Genomic DNA, 14,812 nt, shown 5'->3' on the forward strand with positions numbered 1-14,812 from the left:
TCGGAACGGTCGTAGGCGTCGTTCGGAGTTAAGAACGCCTTGTACATACACACTTCGTAACTCCGAACGATCTATAATCACGGCAGCACGACGGTGTGTTCGTGAACAAATTGAACCACTACTACTAGTTGGGGCGGTCCGTTTGGGCCGCCCTAATCACATGAGGGCAAGCAAATGAAGGACAAACGGATATATGTAGAGCGCCGAGACGAGGGCGACTATGCCGTTCGACGAGCCAACTCCGATAGGGCCAGCGACGTGCTTCCAACCCAACGTGAAGCCATCGAACGGGCTCGGGAATTGAGTACCGATACAACGCCTCATGTCGAGCGCGTCCGTCATACGTCGAGGGGTACGCCTGACAAATGGCGCAAACCGTAGCTGCTCGGCCCAACACGCCTACCCCAGATCAGCGCAGCGATGTCCGGGCAACATCTAGCTAACCCACCCCACGTGCCGCTCTGTTCATGCGGACCATTTGCCGTAAGAGCTGCGGGTACGTCTGGGGCCGTCCGGAAGATGGCTAGCGAAATATGGCGATAGTCAAGAACCCGGTTCTCTTTTCGACGCATTTTGGTATTGGACCGAAAGTTCTACACGACGCTGGTCTGATCGACCCCTTCTTGAACGTCGACACGCAGCTTTTCATCTGTCCAGTTCTACTTGGAAAGTCGGCTAATCTCGTCATTCGAACCGAAGCTCTCCCGGCCTTTCGCGCGCATTTTGAGAACTTTATACGCTTGCTTGTTATCTCGCGAGCAGAAGGAGACGCCGCATGGCGCGGTGCCCGACGTCTCCTCAATCTTCGTGAACCTCCAGAAAATGGCCTCGGTTATGGAGGGAGCGGCAGGTCAGGCAATTCGCGGCCCGACGAGATCAGGGAGACGATTCTTCGCACTTCAAAGGAGATCGTTGATTTGGGTGCTCGCGACCCGGAAATGATCTCGCTCATGGGGTTTTTTGAAGACCGAGTCGGCCCAGACACGATTAGTGACTTTACCACGCGGGTTATCGCCAGCCAGCTCGCCAAGGTGACGGAAGCTTTCTGTCAATCGCAAGGCATCCCGGTGAGGAAGCAAGACGAGCTTGACGAATACGGTTTGCCCTCCTTTCACGATCCCGCTGCCGTGGAAAAGACTGTCGTCCTAGTGCCTCGCGATATAGTTCGTGATTTGCCGATCGCAAACGATTGGTCACAGATCGAAGCAGCGGCGACTGCGAACCGCCAGATTAGAGACCGCGTCAATAGGTATTTGGCAGGGATCACTCGACCAACCGTCGCAGAACGAAAGGCGGCGTTGCGATCTGCTGCAACGGAGTCCGCCGAACTTTTCGATTCGTTTTTGCAGTCCGTAAAGGGCTCTGCCGCCCACTATGATCCAAATAAGGATGCGCTCGGCTACTTTCGCTTAAAAGAAATACTGGCTACCGACACCACTCTCTTTAAGACCGGTCAGCGCTACGATTTTTCAGCTGGTTTTTCGACGATCGTCGATATGGTTCATCAGACCCTCGACCTTTTCAAACATCATGTTGAAAAAGGAAACTTGTGGGAAGAGCTCTGGATTGACGGAGTGCCGAAACGAGAGCGAGCCGCACAACTGATCTACTTCGCGATGGCCGATAGCTTTTGCAAAGCAAACAACATCGACATCTCACCGGAAGCCAATATGGGAGGAGGACCCGTCGATTTTAAATTCAGTGGCGGCTATGAAGCGCGAGTACTCGTCGAAATGAAGCGGTCGCACGGAACGGTTCGACACGGTTACGAGAGGCAATTAGAGATCTATAAGGAGGCGGCTCGTACTAACCATGGTATCTTTGTCGTGATCGACTATGGAGATGTCGGAGACAAACTCAACCAAATACGAGCAATCCGGGAAGCGCGCTTGAAGGCTGGAGAACCGGCTTCAGAAATCGTTGTGATTGATGCCACGCCTAAACAATCGGCAAGCAAACGGAAATGACTTCGAGGTGGCCGCTTGCGCTTGCATAGAGCACGTAGGATGGGTAGAGCGCAGCGAAACCCATCAATTGCCGCTGCAAAGATGATGGGTTTCGCAAGGGCTCAACCGATCCTACGTGCTTCAGCTAACTTTCTACGTGCTTCAGCTAACTTTCGCATGCTCCGCGATTAGGTGCACACCGTAATCCCCAGAAATTGCCTTTGCGGTCGAGCCCTTCCCTCCTAAACTCCAGACACCACCGGCATGGGTTCCGACGGGCCCGGTAGAAGCGGAGTCAAGTTGTGCCCAAACCGGAAAGCTTCCCGATCGAGAAGATCTTCGTTCCCACGAAGCAGAAGAAAGCCATCAGGCCCGAAACCGTCGGGGAGATCGCGGAAAGCATTCTGGACATCGGACAACAGGCCCCCATTTCCGTTCGGCTCGACGGAGACCGCCTCGTTCTGGTCGAGGGACTGCATCGGCTCGAAGCCTGCAAGGCGCTCGGCGAGACAACCATTATCGGTGTCTTGGTCCCAGCCGAGCTTGCTCAACACAAGCCCCTGCTGTCCGACAGACCAGAAGTCGAGGCTGAGCGCATCAAGATGGCGCGATTGAAACAGTTGCGCCTCGAGAAGGAAGCCGCGGAGGCATCGACAGCTGCCTCGAAGCGCGTCAACGCAACGGAAGCGCCGCGCACCCGTCCGACGAAAGGCGTCAGCGACAATCCGAAGGCATCACCGGGACGGACTACGAAATCGACACCGAAAACATTGTCGGACTGGATCACGCAGCAAAAGGGCAGCGGCGGCCGCTATTGATTGTCGGCTCCAGCTCGTAGGATGGGTAGAGCGCAGCGAAACCCATCAATTACCGCTGCAAAGATGATGGGTTTCGCAAGGGCTCAACCCATCCTACGCGCTGAGGCTTTGAATGAGCTTGCCTACGGTGGTGGAGACGCGCGCATAAGCGCCTGTTACCTCCGCCCCGAAGCTAACCCGATCTCTGAGGTGTCGTTCCGCTTGACGCTTAGTCGTTGAAGGGAATCTCTGGCGCCGGCGAGGCTGGGAGACCGGGCTCGGTGATGCTACCGCAATTACTTTGTGGCTTGTGCTCCGCGAGTGCATCGCGGAAGAACGCCAGCGCATCCGGGAAGGCGGCATTCAGTCCACCGTTGTGACTGGCGCCGGAATAGGTCCGCCATACAACATCGCTGCCGGCAGCACACAAAGCCGCCACAGCGGCAAATTGCCGACGCGGCACCAGTAGCGAATCGGCAAGGCCGGTGCCGAGCAGAACCGGCACGGGCAAGCGTGCGGGGGACATGTCGGTGACACGGACAAGTCTTGCCTCGATCTTCTCAAGAGGCTCCACGAAGGCATTGTCCGCCGTGATTTCATCCCGCTGGGCCGCCGAGCGCATCTCGGCGGTACAGCCCTCGCGCGCAGCCTTCACAAGCGCCCTACCCTTTTCGGTCACGAGCTCGTCGAGCGGTGGCGCATCGTCCGGCAGGGCGCCACCCAGCATCGTGAGCGAGACATAGACTGGTGAGCCAATTGCTTGCTCCGGCAGCTTATAGGGACCGTCCGGAAAGGTGGAGACGAGACCTGTCGCGACTGTTGCGAGCAGCGGCACATCGGGAGCGTAACTCCTCGAAATGCGTGTCGCGCCCAGAGCCGCGCCGGAGCCCTGCGATTGGCCGGTGACGAAGACTTTGCGTGCGAGCTTTTCGGCATGGGAAACAAGTGCGGCACGCACGGCGTCAAGCACGGAGCGCCCTTCCGCCTCCCAGATCAGGTAGGGATGCGGTCCGGGGCCACCAAGGCCCTGGTAGTCCGTGGCCACCACGGCGAAACCATTTTCAAGCCATCGCTCTATATAGGTGGCATCGCGCGGCTTGTGGCCCGTCCAGGACGGCGCGCAGCGATCAGACACGCCCAGCGTCCCGTGCGCCCACGCGACCAATGGCCAGCCCCCGGCCGGCGGCTCCCCCTTGGGCAAATAAAGCGTCCCGCTCACGGGAACGACGCTCGCGTTCCAGCGCAGGTCGGTCGAGGTGTAGAGAATTCGCTCGGCAAGAGCTGCCTTCGTGATCTCCGGCTGCGCGAGCATCGGCTCCTCGCGCAGCATGACTCCAGCGCGCTCGGGCAGCGCCTGCGTCCAGCGATAGAACGGAGACAGATCCTGATCGCCCCACAGCGGGCCTACCGGAAGGGCCGCGAACTCTGCGCGCGCCTGTGAAGCGATCAACGCTGCGACCACCGCGAGCACCCGCACCGGCGTCAATCCCACACATCCAAACATAGTCCCTACCCGCTTCGTTTCATTGTGCACAAAGGCTAGCAGAGTCATTTTGCGGATGTCACTATTCTTCCGGCATCGATCGCCGATACCGTATGGAATTGAACGATCAACAGGCGGGCCCTGAAAAACGGCGCTCGGCGCCGGCCAACTCAATCCAGGCAGTTCCTTCGCCCGCCCTCAATAAGATCGAGAATCGCTCGCGCTGCCTCGAGCACATTCGTCCTGGGCCGAATATGCCGGCCACTCGGGCGCGGAATAGTTCGTCGTAGCTCGTAGGATGGGTAGAGCGCAGCGAAACCCATCAATTGCCGCTGCAAAGATGATGGGTTTCGCAAGGGCTCAACCCATCCTACGTGCTGGAGCGGTAGCCGCAATCCGCCGATTGCGGCTATCTCTCCTCACACATCAAGCCGATCGTCTCACGCCGCTTTCGCCTGTTCCGGCGCCGCCGTCTCCATCGCTCTCATGTAGAGATCAAGCAGGGTTTCTCGCTCGTCGCGCTCGTCCTCGTCCTGCTTCCGCAGCTTGATGATCTCCTTGAGGATCTTCACATCGAAACCCTCGGCCTTGGCTTCCGAAAACACTTCCTTCTTCTGCTCGTTCAACTCCTGCAGTTCGGTATCCAGATTCTCGATCCGCTCGACGAACGAACGAATTTTTCCGCCGGGAATGGTGACGTCAGACATGGTGCCTCCCTGTTGAATGAGGCCGTGAAAATGACTGCAAAGGAATGACCAATGTATTAACCGACGGACCTCGCACCGCACGCGGGAACCCGCGCAACCGACAAGCGTCCTCACGATCTTGCAGCCGACAGCTCGTAGCGCGCAGCCCGCAGGATGGATCGAGCGCGGGATCGTAGGGTGGGTTAGCGACTTGTCCGCCGAAGCTCAACGAGCGAAGGCGGAAGTGTAACCCACCACTTTGCTTTCGTACGGTGAGAGAAGTGGCGGGTTACGCCTGGCGGACTGCGCTTCGCGCAGCCGCAGGGCTAACCCACCGAGCTATGCAGGAAATTTGTTCTGCATCTGACTCTGCTTCGTTCTCAAGGAACGAATCGGAATCGCGCAAATCAACCGCCAGCAAGTCTTAACGTTCTATTTTCTTGCTGAGGCTTTGAATGAGCTTGCCCACGGTGATGGGTGGAGCGACTTGTCCGCCAGCGCGTAGGATGGGTAGAGCGCAGCGAAACCCATCAATGCCGCGGCGAGCATGATGGGTTTCGCAAAGGCTCAACCCATCCTACGCGCTGTCCAACAAACTACCGCACCATGCCGACCAGTGCCGCCGCGACTTTCTTGTTGCCCTCGACGCTCAAATGACGTCCATCGGGACCGGTGCCGCCCGGCTGCCTCACCACCGACATGTAAATCCCCATGGCGTCGACGACACGGATGCCCCGCGCTTTCAACTGGCTCTTGATCGCCGCGATATTGGCAGCGGCCTGAGCCGGGCTCATATTGTGCCTGATGTCGTTGGCGGCATTGTCGCACAGGATGACGATCCTGGTCCCCGCGGGGACTGCGCTCGACACCCGCGCAAGTGTCGCGTCAGTGGTCTCTCCCCAAACGCCCGCATTTGCGACATGGACCTGAGAACCCTTGGCGCGCAGCAATCCCTCCAGCACGGCCGGCCACATTTCGGATTCGGAGACGTTGCCACGTACGGCGCTATGGCCCAGCGCCACGATTTGTGCGGAAGCGGGATTGGCCGAGGCAACAACGATGCCCGCGACAGCAACGAAGAAAATTCGCAAATTCGAATAATTCATGCCAGCTCCATCTATTTTGAAAATCACTTCAATCAGGGCTGAATGGATGCCCCCCCCGAGATTGGCAGCATCAATGTTCTCCATCAATCCGCGGTTAGCAATATGCATTACGCCCGAGCCCGGCTTTTGCGTATGCAGCGCGCGTAGGGTGGGTTAGCCTTGCAGTTCGCTAGGCGTAACCCACTTCATTCGTTTCCGCCCAGGCAAAGAGTGGTGGGTTACGCCTTCGGCTAACCCACCCTACGAGCTCCATCCGCGCTATTGGCTTCTCACCGCTCATCATTCGCCGGCGCATTGCGGCGTGCTTGTCTTGCGGCTTGCCTTGCAGCCTTCCTGGCAACCCAGCGCGCGCGAAATTGCTTCGCGGCACGAAAGGTCCGCGGGGCGATCACCTGAAATGCCATAGAGGCGACTCCGGCGACCACCCCTTTCACCACGTCAAAAGCGAAATCGGGTCCAAAATACTCCCACATGACCCCGCGTCCTTCTTCGCAGGGCCACCGCCGGCAGGCATGGGCAAGACAAACAAATGAAAAGCCCCGTCCGTCACCGGCGGGGCCCAGAAAAATCCCTGTGCGCCTTGTTTAGCGCGCACCCGAACCTCTTTGGTTCACCCGCTCAAGGTGGACTCAATGCGAAAGCTGCAAAGCATGGCCGTGAGCTTGTGGACGCACATGACGAGGTTCCTGAGATTGCCGCATGCCCCTCTCACAGAGTGTACTGGAGGCAGGGCCAACATGCGCGCCACACAACCAGACCGACGGGTTTCCGTCTGTGCGCTATTTCACACTTGTAGCCACATTTTCGAGCAAGCTCGTAGGACGTAGGATGGGTAGAGCGAAGCGAAACCCATCTCTAGTCGCCGCACCGATTGATGGGTTTCGCAGGTGCTCAACCCATCCTACGTGATTCCCGGAAGAGCGGACAAGTCTACCTTGCGCCCGACGAGCCAAGGTCTTCGCCGACGCCGTCGAACGGCGTCTCGGCGGCGACGGCTCTAACAGATGCGGGGCGAACGAAAATGTCATGCACGAGCCCGAGCTTCCCAAGCCCCAGGATGATCAGGCCGTTGATGTCGATCTCGTACCAGGCGTGCGAGATGTAGGCGTCGCGCGGAAACCGGTGATGGTTGTTGTGCAGCCCTTCACCGAAGGTGAGGATCGTGGTCACCAGCTCGTTGGTCGTGCCGTCGGAGGTCTCGAAGCGACGGTAGCCGTAGCGACCGTCGCTATGGCAGACCGAGTTGACCAGCGAGGTGGCCATGGTCATGACGTAGCTGCGGAACAGGCCGGAGAACAATATGCAGCCAATCATCGTGTGCACGCCGCCGAACGCGTAGCCGATCGCACCCGGAATGATCACCGCCGACAGCGCGTACCAGTACCAGCGTGTTCTGGTGAAGAACATGGAGATCGGGTCGGCCAGAATATCCTTGGCGTAGTATTCGCCATCGGTCGTGGCCTGGTCCCACACCCAGCCGCCCTGCGCATGCATCATGCCCTTGACGAAGTTGACATAGCGGTTGCCGTCGCCGTCATAGTAGGGGCTGTGGACGTCGCCGGGCTTGTCCGAGTGAAGATGGTGCCGCCGGTGGTTGCTCACCCACTTCAGGATCGAGCCCTGCACCGCCAGCGTCGCGATCGCGGCGAAGATCGTCCGCATGACCGGACTGCACCGGAAGCTCCGGTGCACGAAGTAGCGATGCATGAAGCCGATCCCGACCGTGGTCAGCATGAACATGCCGACGAAGACCGAAACCTCCACCCGGCCGATGCCTTGCCAGACTCCCCAGATCAGCGCAGCGATCGAACCGCCGATCATGAAGCCGAACGCGATATAGGAATCGAGAAACTTGGCGTCGACCACCGGACCTTCGAGAAGCACACCCGGTGGCATTTTCCGGTCCAAACCTTCTTCCGACGCCACGCTCCGAATTGCGGTCATTTCACTCGATCCATTTACGGAAAATTAACGCTACTGCGGCGCAACCTACAGACGCATGTTGTTTCTCGCAAGGACCCGATCGGCCGGGTGAGCGCAGAGCCGGGATTCAATGAGACGGAGTCGGAGGGCGGTGACGCCAGATTTCACGGCAATACCATCGACTTCGCCGGGTGATGGTCGCAAGCGCCAGCCGCATTAACCCTAGCTCCAAAAGCCATGCCAAGGAAAAGCAACAGCCTCCTCCCTCGCCTGCGCAAGTTCCGGCGGGGCGCCCGGTGGGTGCGAAAGACATTCGCGCGCGCACCGCGGATGGTTCGGATCGCGTGTGGCGTCGCGATGCTGCTTGCGGCCATCGCGCTTTTCAACATCGCCTATCACGTGATGCGCAAGCCGACCGAGCTGTTCGTCTTTGTCGGAAACACCCTCGACAAGGAGCCGGCCGAGAACTGGCGGCAATACGGGCCGCTGTTCCGCACCTATTCCACCGCTACGATCACGCCCGAATTGCTGGCCGCGCTGGCGCAGGTCGAGAGTTCGGGCAATCCGGTGGCGCGCACCTACTGGCGCTGGCGATGGAGCCTCAATCCTCTCGCGATTTACCGGCCCGCCTCGAGCGCCGTCGGCCTCTACCAGATGACTGATCCGGCTTATGCCGAGGCCGCGCGGTTCTGCATCCGCGGCAACGCGGTCACGGAGACCGGCTGCGGGTTCACCAGCTTCCATATCCGCGCAATCCCGAGCCACGCGATCGAGCTGGCATCGGTGTATCTGGACCGCAATGTGGTTGCGGTTCTCGGCCTCGCGGGCGATGTGAAGGCAAGCGCGCAGCAGAAGCAGGATCTGGCCGCTCTGATCCATCTCTGCGGCGCGGGCCCCGCCTTAGCCTACGCACGCCGTCACTTTCAGATGATGGCCGGCGAGCGCTGCGGCGATCATCTCGTCGCGGGCTATATCTCCAGGGTCAACGCGATGAAGCGGCAATTCCTGCGCCTCGCGGCGGATGACGGCGGTTAAGTCTTAGAGGGCGTAGCAACGCGTAGGGTGGGCAAAGGAGCGTAAGCGACGTGCCCACCACTTCTGCCCGTGGCGACCAAAGAGGTGGGCACGCTTCGCTCTGCCCACCCTACAGTAGCCCGGATGAGCGTAGAGAGCGTACGGTGGCCGATCATGCGATCGTTGTTCACCACCAGTATGGCCACCGCCACCCCTCATAGCGGACCCACGACGGCACCAGCGGCGGACCGTACGGATCGACCCGGTCGTCCTCAGGGCGATAACGATAGCGTGGAACAACATTATAATCCCACGGAGTGGGCCTGAGCACGGGCACCGTGACAACAAGCCGCTGCTGTGGTTCGCGAACTACCTGGGCCTTCCGTGCCCGGGCTTCAGCACCTGATATCCCAAGGTTACACACAACGAGGGCCGTTCCGAGAGCACATGCGACGGTCATCATTTTCATGCGTCAGTCTCCTTCCCGCGAAGAGTGCTGAAGGACACAAAGCAAGGCAAGCTAATTCGCTCTCGCCATGCTCGAATGACCGCCGTTGCCGCCGGCGGATTTCGGCCACCGCGCGCACCAAACCGGCTTGTCACGACATTTGGGGTGCGAAGCCCCTGCGATGGGTCGAGAGCTTCCCCGCTACCTGATCTTCGCCAGGCATTCCTTCAGGCGCTCCAGCTCCGAACGAACCTGCGTCTCCATTGTGTCTTGCAGTGCGGCTATGCCCCTGCTGGACAATTCCGCGGAGGCCTTTCTGTCCAGATTCTGCTTCCAATCCCGGATGGCTTGCCTGGTGGCCCTTTGGGCTTCCGAGGTCGCCTTGCCGTATTCCTTCATGCAGGCGTCGGCCATCGAGCATGTCTGGCAGTCCTGGGCGGCGGCCGGACTTGAAAGCAGCAGGGCGAGTAGCGCTGTCAGGACTCTCATTGATCATCCTCCCCGCCATAACATAGCACGTCGCACGGATGCCTAGGGGACAACGCGCGGCTGCAAGGCGATCGGGGAACAGCTCCTGTAGTCAACCCGCAGCCCGGATGACGGTCGCCATAATTTCTCCCTCGCGCCCGCGTTGTCTTGGACGGCGGCGAGAACTATCCTCTTGATCGGACTGCCGCACTCGTTCCGTTGACGCGAGGCTGAATGGAGAGCGCATCGGTGGCTGAGACGCACGACCCGAAGCCGGATGATCCGAAGCCTGCTGAACCGCACGCCGATGGCGAGCTGACGCGGGCCTATGAGCAGATCAAAAGCGCTAACGAAGAACTTGCGCGGCTGGACCGAGTGGTTTCCGGATTGGAACGCGGCAGCGATAGCCCGCCCGCCCCGCAAGCAAAGGCCGATGCGGAACGCAGCGACGTTTCCCCGGATAAGCCGCCGGCGCCGCAGAGCCCTGTTAGCCAGCAAGGTAACCATCAAGGCCTGAAAGGGGATCGACCCATGCTGCGCGCCTTCGTTGGCCTGCTGCTGGCGATAGGCATCCTTGGTGCTGCCTTCGCTTCGCAATATCGCGATGAGGCCAAAGCGATCATGGCGCGATGGGCCCCGCCGGCCGCGGTTGCGCCCCCGGAGGTGTCGGAGCCTCGCAATTCTCCGACGTCGCCGGTAGTCCAGCTAGCTGCTGCGGATGGGCCGACGTCCGTGCCGGCACCGCCGGTCCCCAAGGAACCGGAGAAGCAAGTGGAGAAGCAAGCGGAAAGTGTTCCGCCAGCCCCCGCCACACCGCCCGACCAGACAGCCGCCGAGCTCGCGCAATCGCTCAAGACCATCACGCAGTCGCTTGCGAGCATCAACGAAAAGCTCGAGCAACTGAAAAGCAGTCACGAGCAAACGCTTCGCGAGCAGGCCGACGCCATTCAACAACTCAAGACGGCGCGGGAGAAGGATGCGGGGGACGCTGCGCGCCTCGCTGCGCAGGTGCAGGCGCTGCAAACGCAGGTCGCTGCGTCATCCGCGAAACCAGTTGCGCGGACCGTGATGAAGGAGAACGATGCGCCTGTGCGCCAGCACGTACAGGCAGCCGCACCTCGGCGGGCCCGGCCGCCGCGAGGACCCTGGATGCCCCCGCCCTATATGATGGACCTTTACGGCTATCCGGATTGGTGAGCCTGTACGACGGGTAGAGCAGCCTAGCCCGGATGGAGCGACATCCGGGTCTTCCGTTCCCCGGATGTCGCTTCGCTCATTCGGGCTACGAGTTCACTTTCGCTCAGAAAAATCCCGGGCTGAGATCCAGCCCATAGGTCAAGCCCAGCACGAACACGAACAGCGCGGCCGCCGCGAACAGCGCCAGATGCCTGAGAATGAAACCACGTAGCGAGGTGGTGGCAATGACAGCTTTCTGCGCAACGGGCATGACGGCCTCCAGTATGATTTCCAGAAATGGCCGCGCAAGATGCGGCGACCGCATCAAGCAGCGCGATCTGCAAAGCAACCATTAAAGAGATCACGTCCGTCTTGAACGGCCGTACATAACGAGTCGCGTAGCCCGGATGGAGCGCAGCGCAATCCGGGTATTGTCCCGTGGGCTCCAGTCCCGGATTTCGCTTTGCTCCATCCGGGCTGCGGACCGTCAACTGCGATGATGACATCATGCCGGTGATTTGCCCGACGCGTCAACCGAATTCGTCAAATCCGTAGATCGTCCCACCCGGCCACCGGCTACTTTGCATGGGGTTGTTTTCGCGTTTTTGGTTTTGTCCCCACCCGGCCCTGCCCGCCTCAGGGGATCTCGTACACCGACACCCGGTCCGCGATGCCGCTCAGTGCCACGCTGCGGCGCGTCGGCTGCAAGCCGCCGGCCTCGAGCAGGGTCCGCGCGCTGGCGTGCTCCACCACCGGCTCCGTCACCACGATCGCGCGTGAGGCGGCAAGCCCCTGGACGCGCGAGGCGATGTTGACGGTCTGGCCGAAATAGTCCTGCTGGCCGTTGAGCGTGACCGCGAGGCACGAGCCTTCGTGGATGCCCATCTTCAGCAGCAGGCCCTGATGCTGGCGCTCGGCGCCGAGGTCGCTCATCGCCTCGCGCATGCGGATGGCGGCGGCAATGGCACGGTCGGGCGTCTCGAAGGTCGCCATCACGGCATCGCCAATCGTCTTCACGATGGCGCCGTGTTCGGAGACGATGATCTCCTGCAAGAGGCGAAAATGCTCATTGACGAGATCGAAGGCGACGAGATCGCCGACATGCTCGTAGAGCCCCGTCGAATCGCGCAAGTCCGAGAACAGGAAGGTCAGGCTGAGGATCTTCAGGCGCTGGCCGATGGCGAGTGTGTCGGTGCGGTAGAGATCGCGAAAAGTCTGGTTGGTGAGGAGGCGTTTTGCCGTCAGCGCCGGCTTGCGCCGCGTCAGGAGATCCTCGAGCGCCTTGTTTGCGACCCACACCGCCGGCAGCACGCGGCCATCGGTGCGGTTGTCCAGCGCCAGCCGCAACGGCCCCGGGCGCAGTGTGACCGCCTCGGCAGGCGTCTCGGCCTTGCTGAAGATCATCGAGAGGTTTTGCCGCTCGCTGGTCTCCTCGCCCTTGATCTCGAGGAACTGGGCGGTGTGCGTCACGGGATCGAAGACGATCAACGTGCCTTCCGGCGCGTGCAGGGACAGGATGGCTCGCTCGCCCGGCGGCAGGTCGAAGGTCTCGAGCGTCACCTCGCGCAGCAGCGTCTCCACGTCGCCCGGGAGATCGATCGCCGAGCTCCAGAAGATCTGGCGATAGTAGTCGGCCAGCGACAGCTCGTCGGGATTGTGGGCCGCGATCTTGCGCACCCGCGGGCTGATCGTGAAGGTCACCTCGACCAGATTGTCCAGCGTCGTCTCATAGCCCGCGGCGCAGAAGGCGCAATGATAGTGCGGGCTGTTGAGGGTCTTCAGGCTCTTGTTGGCGGACAGCACACCGGCGCAGCTCGGGCAGATCACGCTCCAGGTCAGCTCGGCCATGCCGAGCTGCACCGCGTGCAGCAGGCCTGCGACGACGCGCTCCTCGTCGAGGCCGGCATTTGCCGCAAGGTCGAGCGCGTTCATGCGGTTCAAGGCATGGTCCGGCGCCTCCCGCACCATGCGCTCGAGCATGTCGACGACGCCTTCGTCAGCCGACTGGCGCAACACACCAAACAGGGTTTCGATTTCGCTCATGCAATGATGTTACCTGAAAGAGGCGCAAGCGGTAATCCGCTCCCCATCAGCTATGCTTCGTGAGGCAGGCCACAAGCCGTATCAGCCAAATGCTGCGTCACGATGATGGGAGGGAAACGGCCCGGATTTCCCTTGCTTTCCCCTCCCCGGCCCCTACGGTGCGCCCGCCTGAGAAGGGGGATGAGTTTGACGATGGACGACGCCATGAAATGCCCGAACTGCCGTTCGGAGCATGCCTACCAGGATCGCGGTCTCTGGGTCTGCCCGGAATGCGCCCATGAGTGGAGCACGTCGACTGAGGCGGCCTCGGAAGCGGCGCAGGAGGCGGGCGCGCGTGATGCCAACGGCAATGGGCTTGCCGATGGCGACAGCGTCATCGTGATCAAGGACCTCAAGATCAAGGGATCGTCGTCGGTCGTCAAAGGCGGCACCAAGGTCAGGAACATCCGCCTCCAGGACGCCAGCGACGGGCACAACATCGCCTGCAAGATCGACGGCATCGGCGCGATGAATCTGAAATCGGAGTTCGTGCGGAAGGCGTAAAGCCGCACCACGACGACCAGCGAAGCGAGGACGACCATGAACGGCAATCGCTACTACGGAGTTCGGGTCGAGAGCGCGAAATATGGCGTCGGGTTCGGCTCGGCGCTGACCATCGCGATCTCCTACACCAAGAACCATTCGATCCTGTGGGCGATCATCCATGGCATCTTGGGCTGGATTTACGTGATCTACGCCGCGCTGTTCGGTTGATCGGCCCCAACGGTCCGACAGATTCCCCGTTTACAAAATTTCTGATTTGCGGTATTTATCAATCAACGCGATCGGTAAAGCGTTCAGTAGCCGGACGGAGCGACTTGTCCGCCGTAGCTCAACGAGCGAAGGCCGAAGCGCAAACCGGAACTTCGGCCCTGCGGCATGGTCCCGGATTACGCTTTCACTCCATCCGGGGCCACGCGTTCAGCGCTCTACTTCAACGCGGTCGCCAGCGCGGTGAGTTTCTCAACCAGATTGGTGCCGAGCGCATAGATGACTTCGATGATGGCAAGCGCGATGCCGGCGGCAATCAGTCCGTACTCGATCGCGGTCGCGCCGGACTCGTCAGCGATAAATTTTGCGAAAATGCGCTTCAAGATCGTATCCTTTCAGGTTGTGCCAGGCTTGGCCTGCGCGCAACCGGATAGTGTGCGCAATCTACGATTGAGTTAATTTAGGTCTGTCAATTTGACGATACGCGAGCCCGGGGCTGCACCTGGACCGTGGTCGCGGGATCAGCCGGCAGGATGGGCTGGCTAACGGCGCAGGCCCACCCTGCTCTCTCGGATCGTGCTCAGCGCGCGGTGCCGGTTGTCACCGGCGCGGTCGTTGCGGTCGTCACTTTGGCGCGCGACGTCAGCACGCTGACCTGGTGCGGAGATGGCGCGGTGGTGGCGGCCGCCTGCTGGTTCACGTGCGCGGCGCCGAGCAGGCCCACCTGCACCGGCGAGACCGGAAAGCCATTGGCTTCATAGCTCGGCAGTTCCGCGGCGAACGCTGCGGTGGCAGCAGCAACCGACATGGCGGCAGCTGCAATGGTTAACGAAATTGTCTTCACACCGAATCTCCTGGGTAGATTTGAGATCCGGAGCTATGTCCTTATGCTGCAGTGCGGTAGCCCGTGTTGCTGCATTGCAACAATGCAGATTTCGCAGGTGCCACGGAAGCTGATACCTCCGGGCCCGG

At 60.6% G+C, this 14,812-nt stretch carries 17 protein-coding genes; 7 read left to right on the plus strand and 10 right to left on the minus strand.

Going from position 1 to position 14,812, the window contains the following annotated elements; all coding sequences use genetic code 11:
* Positions 1 to 174 precede the first annotated feature (174 nt).
* From SO180_RS28185 to SO180_RS28195, 3 genes are all read left to right on the plus strand, one after another.
* A complete protein-coding gene (locus SO180_RS28185; RefSeq protein ID WP_449382097.1) occupies positions 175 to 381 on the plus strand; it encodes a DUF2188 domain-containing protein in 207 nt (68 codons plus the stop codon).
* Between the two features lie 152 nt (positions 382 to 533).
* Positions 534 to 1,967 carry a chromosomal replication initiator DnaA gene (locus SO180_RS28190; RefSeq protein ID WP_449382098.1) on the plus strand — a complete coding sequence of 478 codons (1,434 nt, stop codon included), beginning with the start codon at positions 534 to 536 and terminating at the stop codon, positions 1,965 to 1,967.
* 281 nt (positions 1,968 to 2,248) lie between these two features.
* On the plus strand, positions 2,249 to 2,764 hold the full coding sequence (locus tag SO180_RS28195) for a ParB N-terminal domain-containing protein (RefSeq protein ID WP_449382099.1): 516 nt from the start codon (positions 2,249 to 2,251) through the stop codon (positions 2,762 to 2,764).
* Between the two features lie 208 nt (positions 2,765 to 2,972).
* Here SO180_RS28195 and SO180_RS28200 read toward each other — a convergent pair whose 3' ends face one another.
* From SO180_RS28200 to SO180_RS28220, 5 genes are all read right to left on the minus strand, one after another.
* Positions 2,973 to 4,220, minus strand: a complete 1,248-nt coding sequence (locus SO180_RS28200; protein ID WP_449382153.1) for a lipase family protein — start codon at positions 4,218 to 4,220, stop codon at positions 2,973 to 2,975.
* Between the two features lie 446 nt (positions 4,221 to 4,666).
* Positions 4,667 to 4,933, minus strand: a complete 267-nt coding sequence (locus SO180_RS28205) for a DUF2312 domain-containing protein (protein ID WP_449382100.1) — start codon at positions 4,931 to 4,933, stop codon at positions 4,667 to 4,669.
* Positions 4,934 to 5,508: 575 nt separating this feature from the next.
* Complete coding sequence (locus SO180_RS28210) at positions 5,509 to 6,102, minus strand: GDSL-type esterase/lipase family protein (RefSeq protein ID WP_449382101.1); 594 nt, start codon at positions 6,100 to 6,102, stop codon at positions 5,509 to 5,511.
* Positions 6,103 to 6,287: 185 nt separating this feature from the next.
* Positions 6,288 to 6,491 carry a hypothetical protein gene (locus SO180_RS28215; RefSeq protein ID WP_449382102.1) on the minus strand — a complete coding sequence of 68 codons (204 nt, stop codon included), beginning with the start codon at positions 6,489 to 6,491 and terminating at the stop codon, positions 6,288 to 6,290.
* A gap of 457 nt (positions 6,492 to 6,948) precedes the next feature.
* Positions 6,949 to 7,962: an acyl-CoA desaturase gene (locus SO180_RS28220; protein ID WP_449382103.1), complete on the minus strand. Its 1,014-nt coding sequence runs from the start codon at positions 7,960 to 7,962 to the stop codon at positions 6,949 to 6,951.
* 216 nt (positions 7,963 to 8,178) lie between these two features.
* Between SO180_RS28220 and SO180_RS28225 the strand changes: the two genes are divergently transcribed.
* Positions 8,179 to 8,976: a transglycosylase SLT domain-containing protein gene (locus SO180_RS28225; protein WP_449382104.1), complete on the plus strand. Its 798-nt coding sequence runs from the start codon at positions 8,179 to 8,181 to the stop codon at positions 8,974 to 8,976.
* Between the two features lie 628 nt (positions 8,977 to 9,604).
* On the opposite strand, the gene SO180_RS28230 is transcribed toward SO180_RS28225, so the two are convergent.
* Complete coding sequence (locus tag SO180_RS28230) at positions 9,605 to 9,892, minus strand: hypothetical protein (RefSeq protein ID WP_449382105.1); 288 nt, start codon at positions 9,890 to 9,892, stop codon at positions 9,605 to 9,607.
* 213 nt (positions 9,893 to 10,105) lie between these two features.
* On the opposite strand from SO180_RS28230, the gene SO180_RS28235 reads away from it, so the two are divergent.
* Positions 10,106 to 11,068 (plus strand): hypothetical protein, encoded by a 963-nt coding sequence (locus tag SO180_RS28235; protein WP_449382106.1) that lies wholly within the window; start codon positions 10,106 to 10,108, stop codon positions 11,066 to 11,068.
* A gap of 103 nt (positions 11,069 to 11,171) precedes the next feature.
* Here the strand turns inward: SO180_RS28235 and SO180_RS28240 are convergent, their stop codons facing one another.
* Together SO180_RS28240 and SO180_RS28245 are read right to left on the minus strand one after the other, a co-directional pair.
* Positions 11,172 to 11,318 carry a hypothetical protein gene (locus SO180_RS28240; RefSeq protein WP_449382107.1) on the minus strand — a complete coding sequence of 49 codons (147 nt, stop codon included), beginning with the start codon at positions 11,316 to 11,318 and terminating at the stop codon, positions 11,172 to 11,174.
* Between the two features lie 365 nt (positions 11,319 to 11,683).
* Positions 11,684 to 13,090: an adenylate/guanylate cyclase domain-containing protein gene (locus tag SO180_RS28245; RefSeq protein ID WP_449382108.1), complete on the minus strand. Its 1,407-nt coding sequence runs from the start codon at positions 13,088 to 13,090 to the stop codon at positions 11,684 to 11,686.
* 192 nt (positions 13,091 to 13,282) lie between these two features.
* On the opposite strand from SO180_RS28245, the gene SO180_RS28250 reads away from it, so the two are divergent.
* Positions 13,283 to 13,633 (plus strand): zinc ribbon domain-containing protein YjdM, encoded by a 351-nt coding sequence (locus SO180_RS28250; protein WP_449382154.1) that lies wholly within the window; start codon positions 13,283 to 13,285, stop codon positions 13,631 to 13,633.
* A gap of 36 nt (positions 13,634 to 13,669) precedes the next feature.
* On the plus strand, positions 13,670 to 13,843 hold the full coding sequence (locus SO180_RS28255; protein WP_449382109.1) for a hypothetical protein: 174 nt from the start codon (positions 13,670 to 13,672) through the stop codon (positions 13,841 to 13,843).
* A 215-nt stretch (positions 13,844 to 14,058) separates the two neighbouring features.
* Here SO180_RS28255 and SO180_RS28260 read toward each other — a convergent pair whose 3' ends face one another.
* Both SO180_RS28260 and SO180_RS28265 read right to left on the minus strand, forming a co-directional pair.
* Entirely contained in the window at positions 14,059 to 14,223 is a 165-nt protein-coding gene (locus SO180_RS28260; RefSeq protein ID WP_449382110.1) for a Flp family type IVb pilin, read from the minus strand.
* 197 nt (positions 14,224 to 14,420) lie between these two features.
* Complete coding sequence (locus tag SO180_RS28265) at positions 14,421 to 14,684, minus strand: hypothetical protein (RefSeq protein ID WP_449382111.1); 264 nt, start codon at positions 14,682 to 14,684, stop codon at positions 14,421 to 14,423.
* Between the last annotated feature and the right edge of the window lie 128 nt (positions 14,685 to 14,812).

The sequence above is a fragment of the Bradyrhizobium sp. UFLA05-112 genome (genome assembly GCF_053572325.1).

Coding starts and splice junctions, on each gene's coding strand:
- SO180_RS28185 (WP_449382097.1), top strand. CDS start 175: ATGAAGGACAAACGGATATATGTAGAGCGCCGAGACGAGGGCGACTAT.
- SO180_RS28190 (WP_449382098.1), top strand. CDS start 534: ATGGCGATAGTCAAGAACCCGGTTCTCTTTTCGACGCATTTTGGTATT.
- SO180_RS28205 (WP_449382100.1), bottom strand. CDS start 4,933: ATGTCTGACGTCACCATTCCCGGCGGAAAAATTCGTTCGTTCGTCGAG.
- SO180_RS28210 (WP_449382101.1), bottom strand. CDS start 6,102: ATGGAGAACATTGATGCTGCCAATCTCGGGGGGGGCATCCATTCAGCC.
- SO180_RS28215 (WP_449382102.1), bottom strand. CDS start 6,491: ATGTGGGAGTATTTTGGACCCGATTTCGCTTTTGACGTGGTGAAAGGG.
- SO180_RS28220 (WP_449382103.1), bottom strand. CDS start 7,962: ATGACCGCAATTCGGAGCGTGGCGTCGGAAGAAGGTTTGGACCGGAAA.
- SO180_RS28225 (WP_449382104.1), top strand. CDS start 8,179: ATGCCAAGGAAAAGCAACAGCCTCCTCCCTCGCCTGCGCAAGTTCCGG.
- SO180_RS28230 (WP_449382105.1), bottom strand. CDS start 9,892: ATGAGAGTCCTGACAGCGCTACTCGCCCTGCTGCTTTCAAGTCCGGCC.
- SO180_RS28235 (WP_449382106.1), top strand. CDS start 10,106: ATGGAGAGCGCATCGGTGGCTGAGACGCACGACCCGAAGCCGGATGAT.
- SO180_RS28240 (WP_449382107.1), bottom strand. CDS start 11,318: ATGCCCGTTGCGCAGAAAGCTGTCATTGCCACCACCTCGCTACGTGGT.
- SO180_RS28245 (WP_449382108.1), bottom strand. CDS start 13,090: ATGAGCGAAATCGAAACCCTGTTTGGTGTGTTGCGCCAGTCGGCTGAC.
- SO180_RS28250 (WP_449382154.1), top strand. CDS start 13,283: ATGGACGACGCCATGAAATGCCCGAACTGCCGTTCGGAGCATGCCTAC.
- SO180_RS28255 (WP_449382109.1), top strand. CDS start 13,670: ATGAACGGCAATCGCTACTACGGAGTTCGGGTCGAGAGCGCGAAATAT.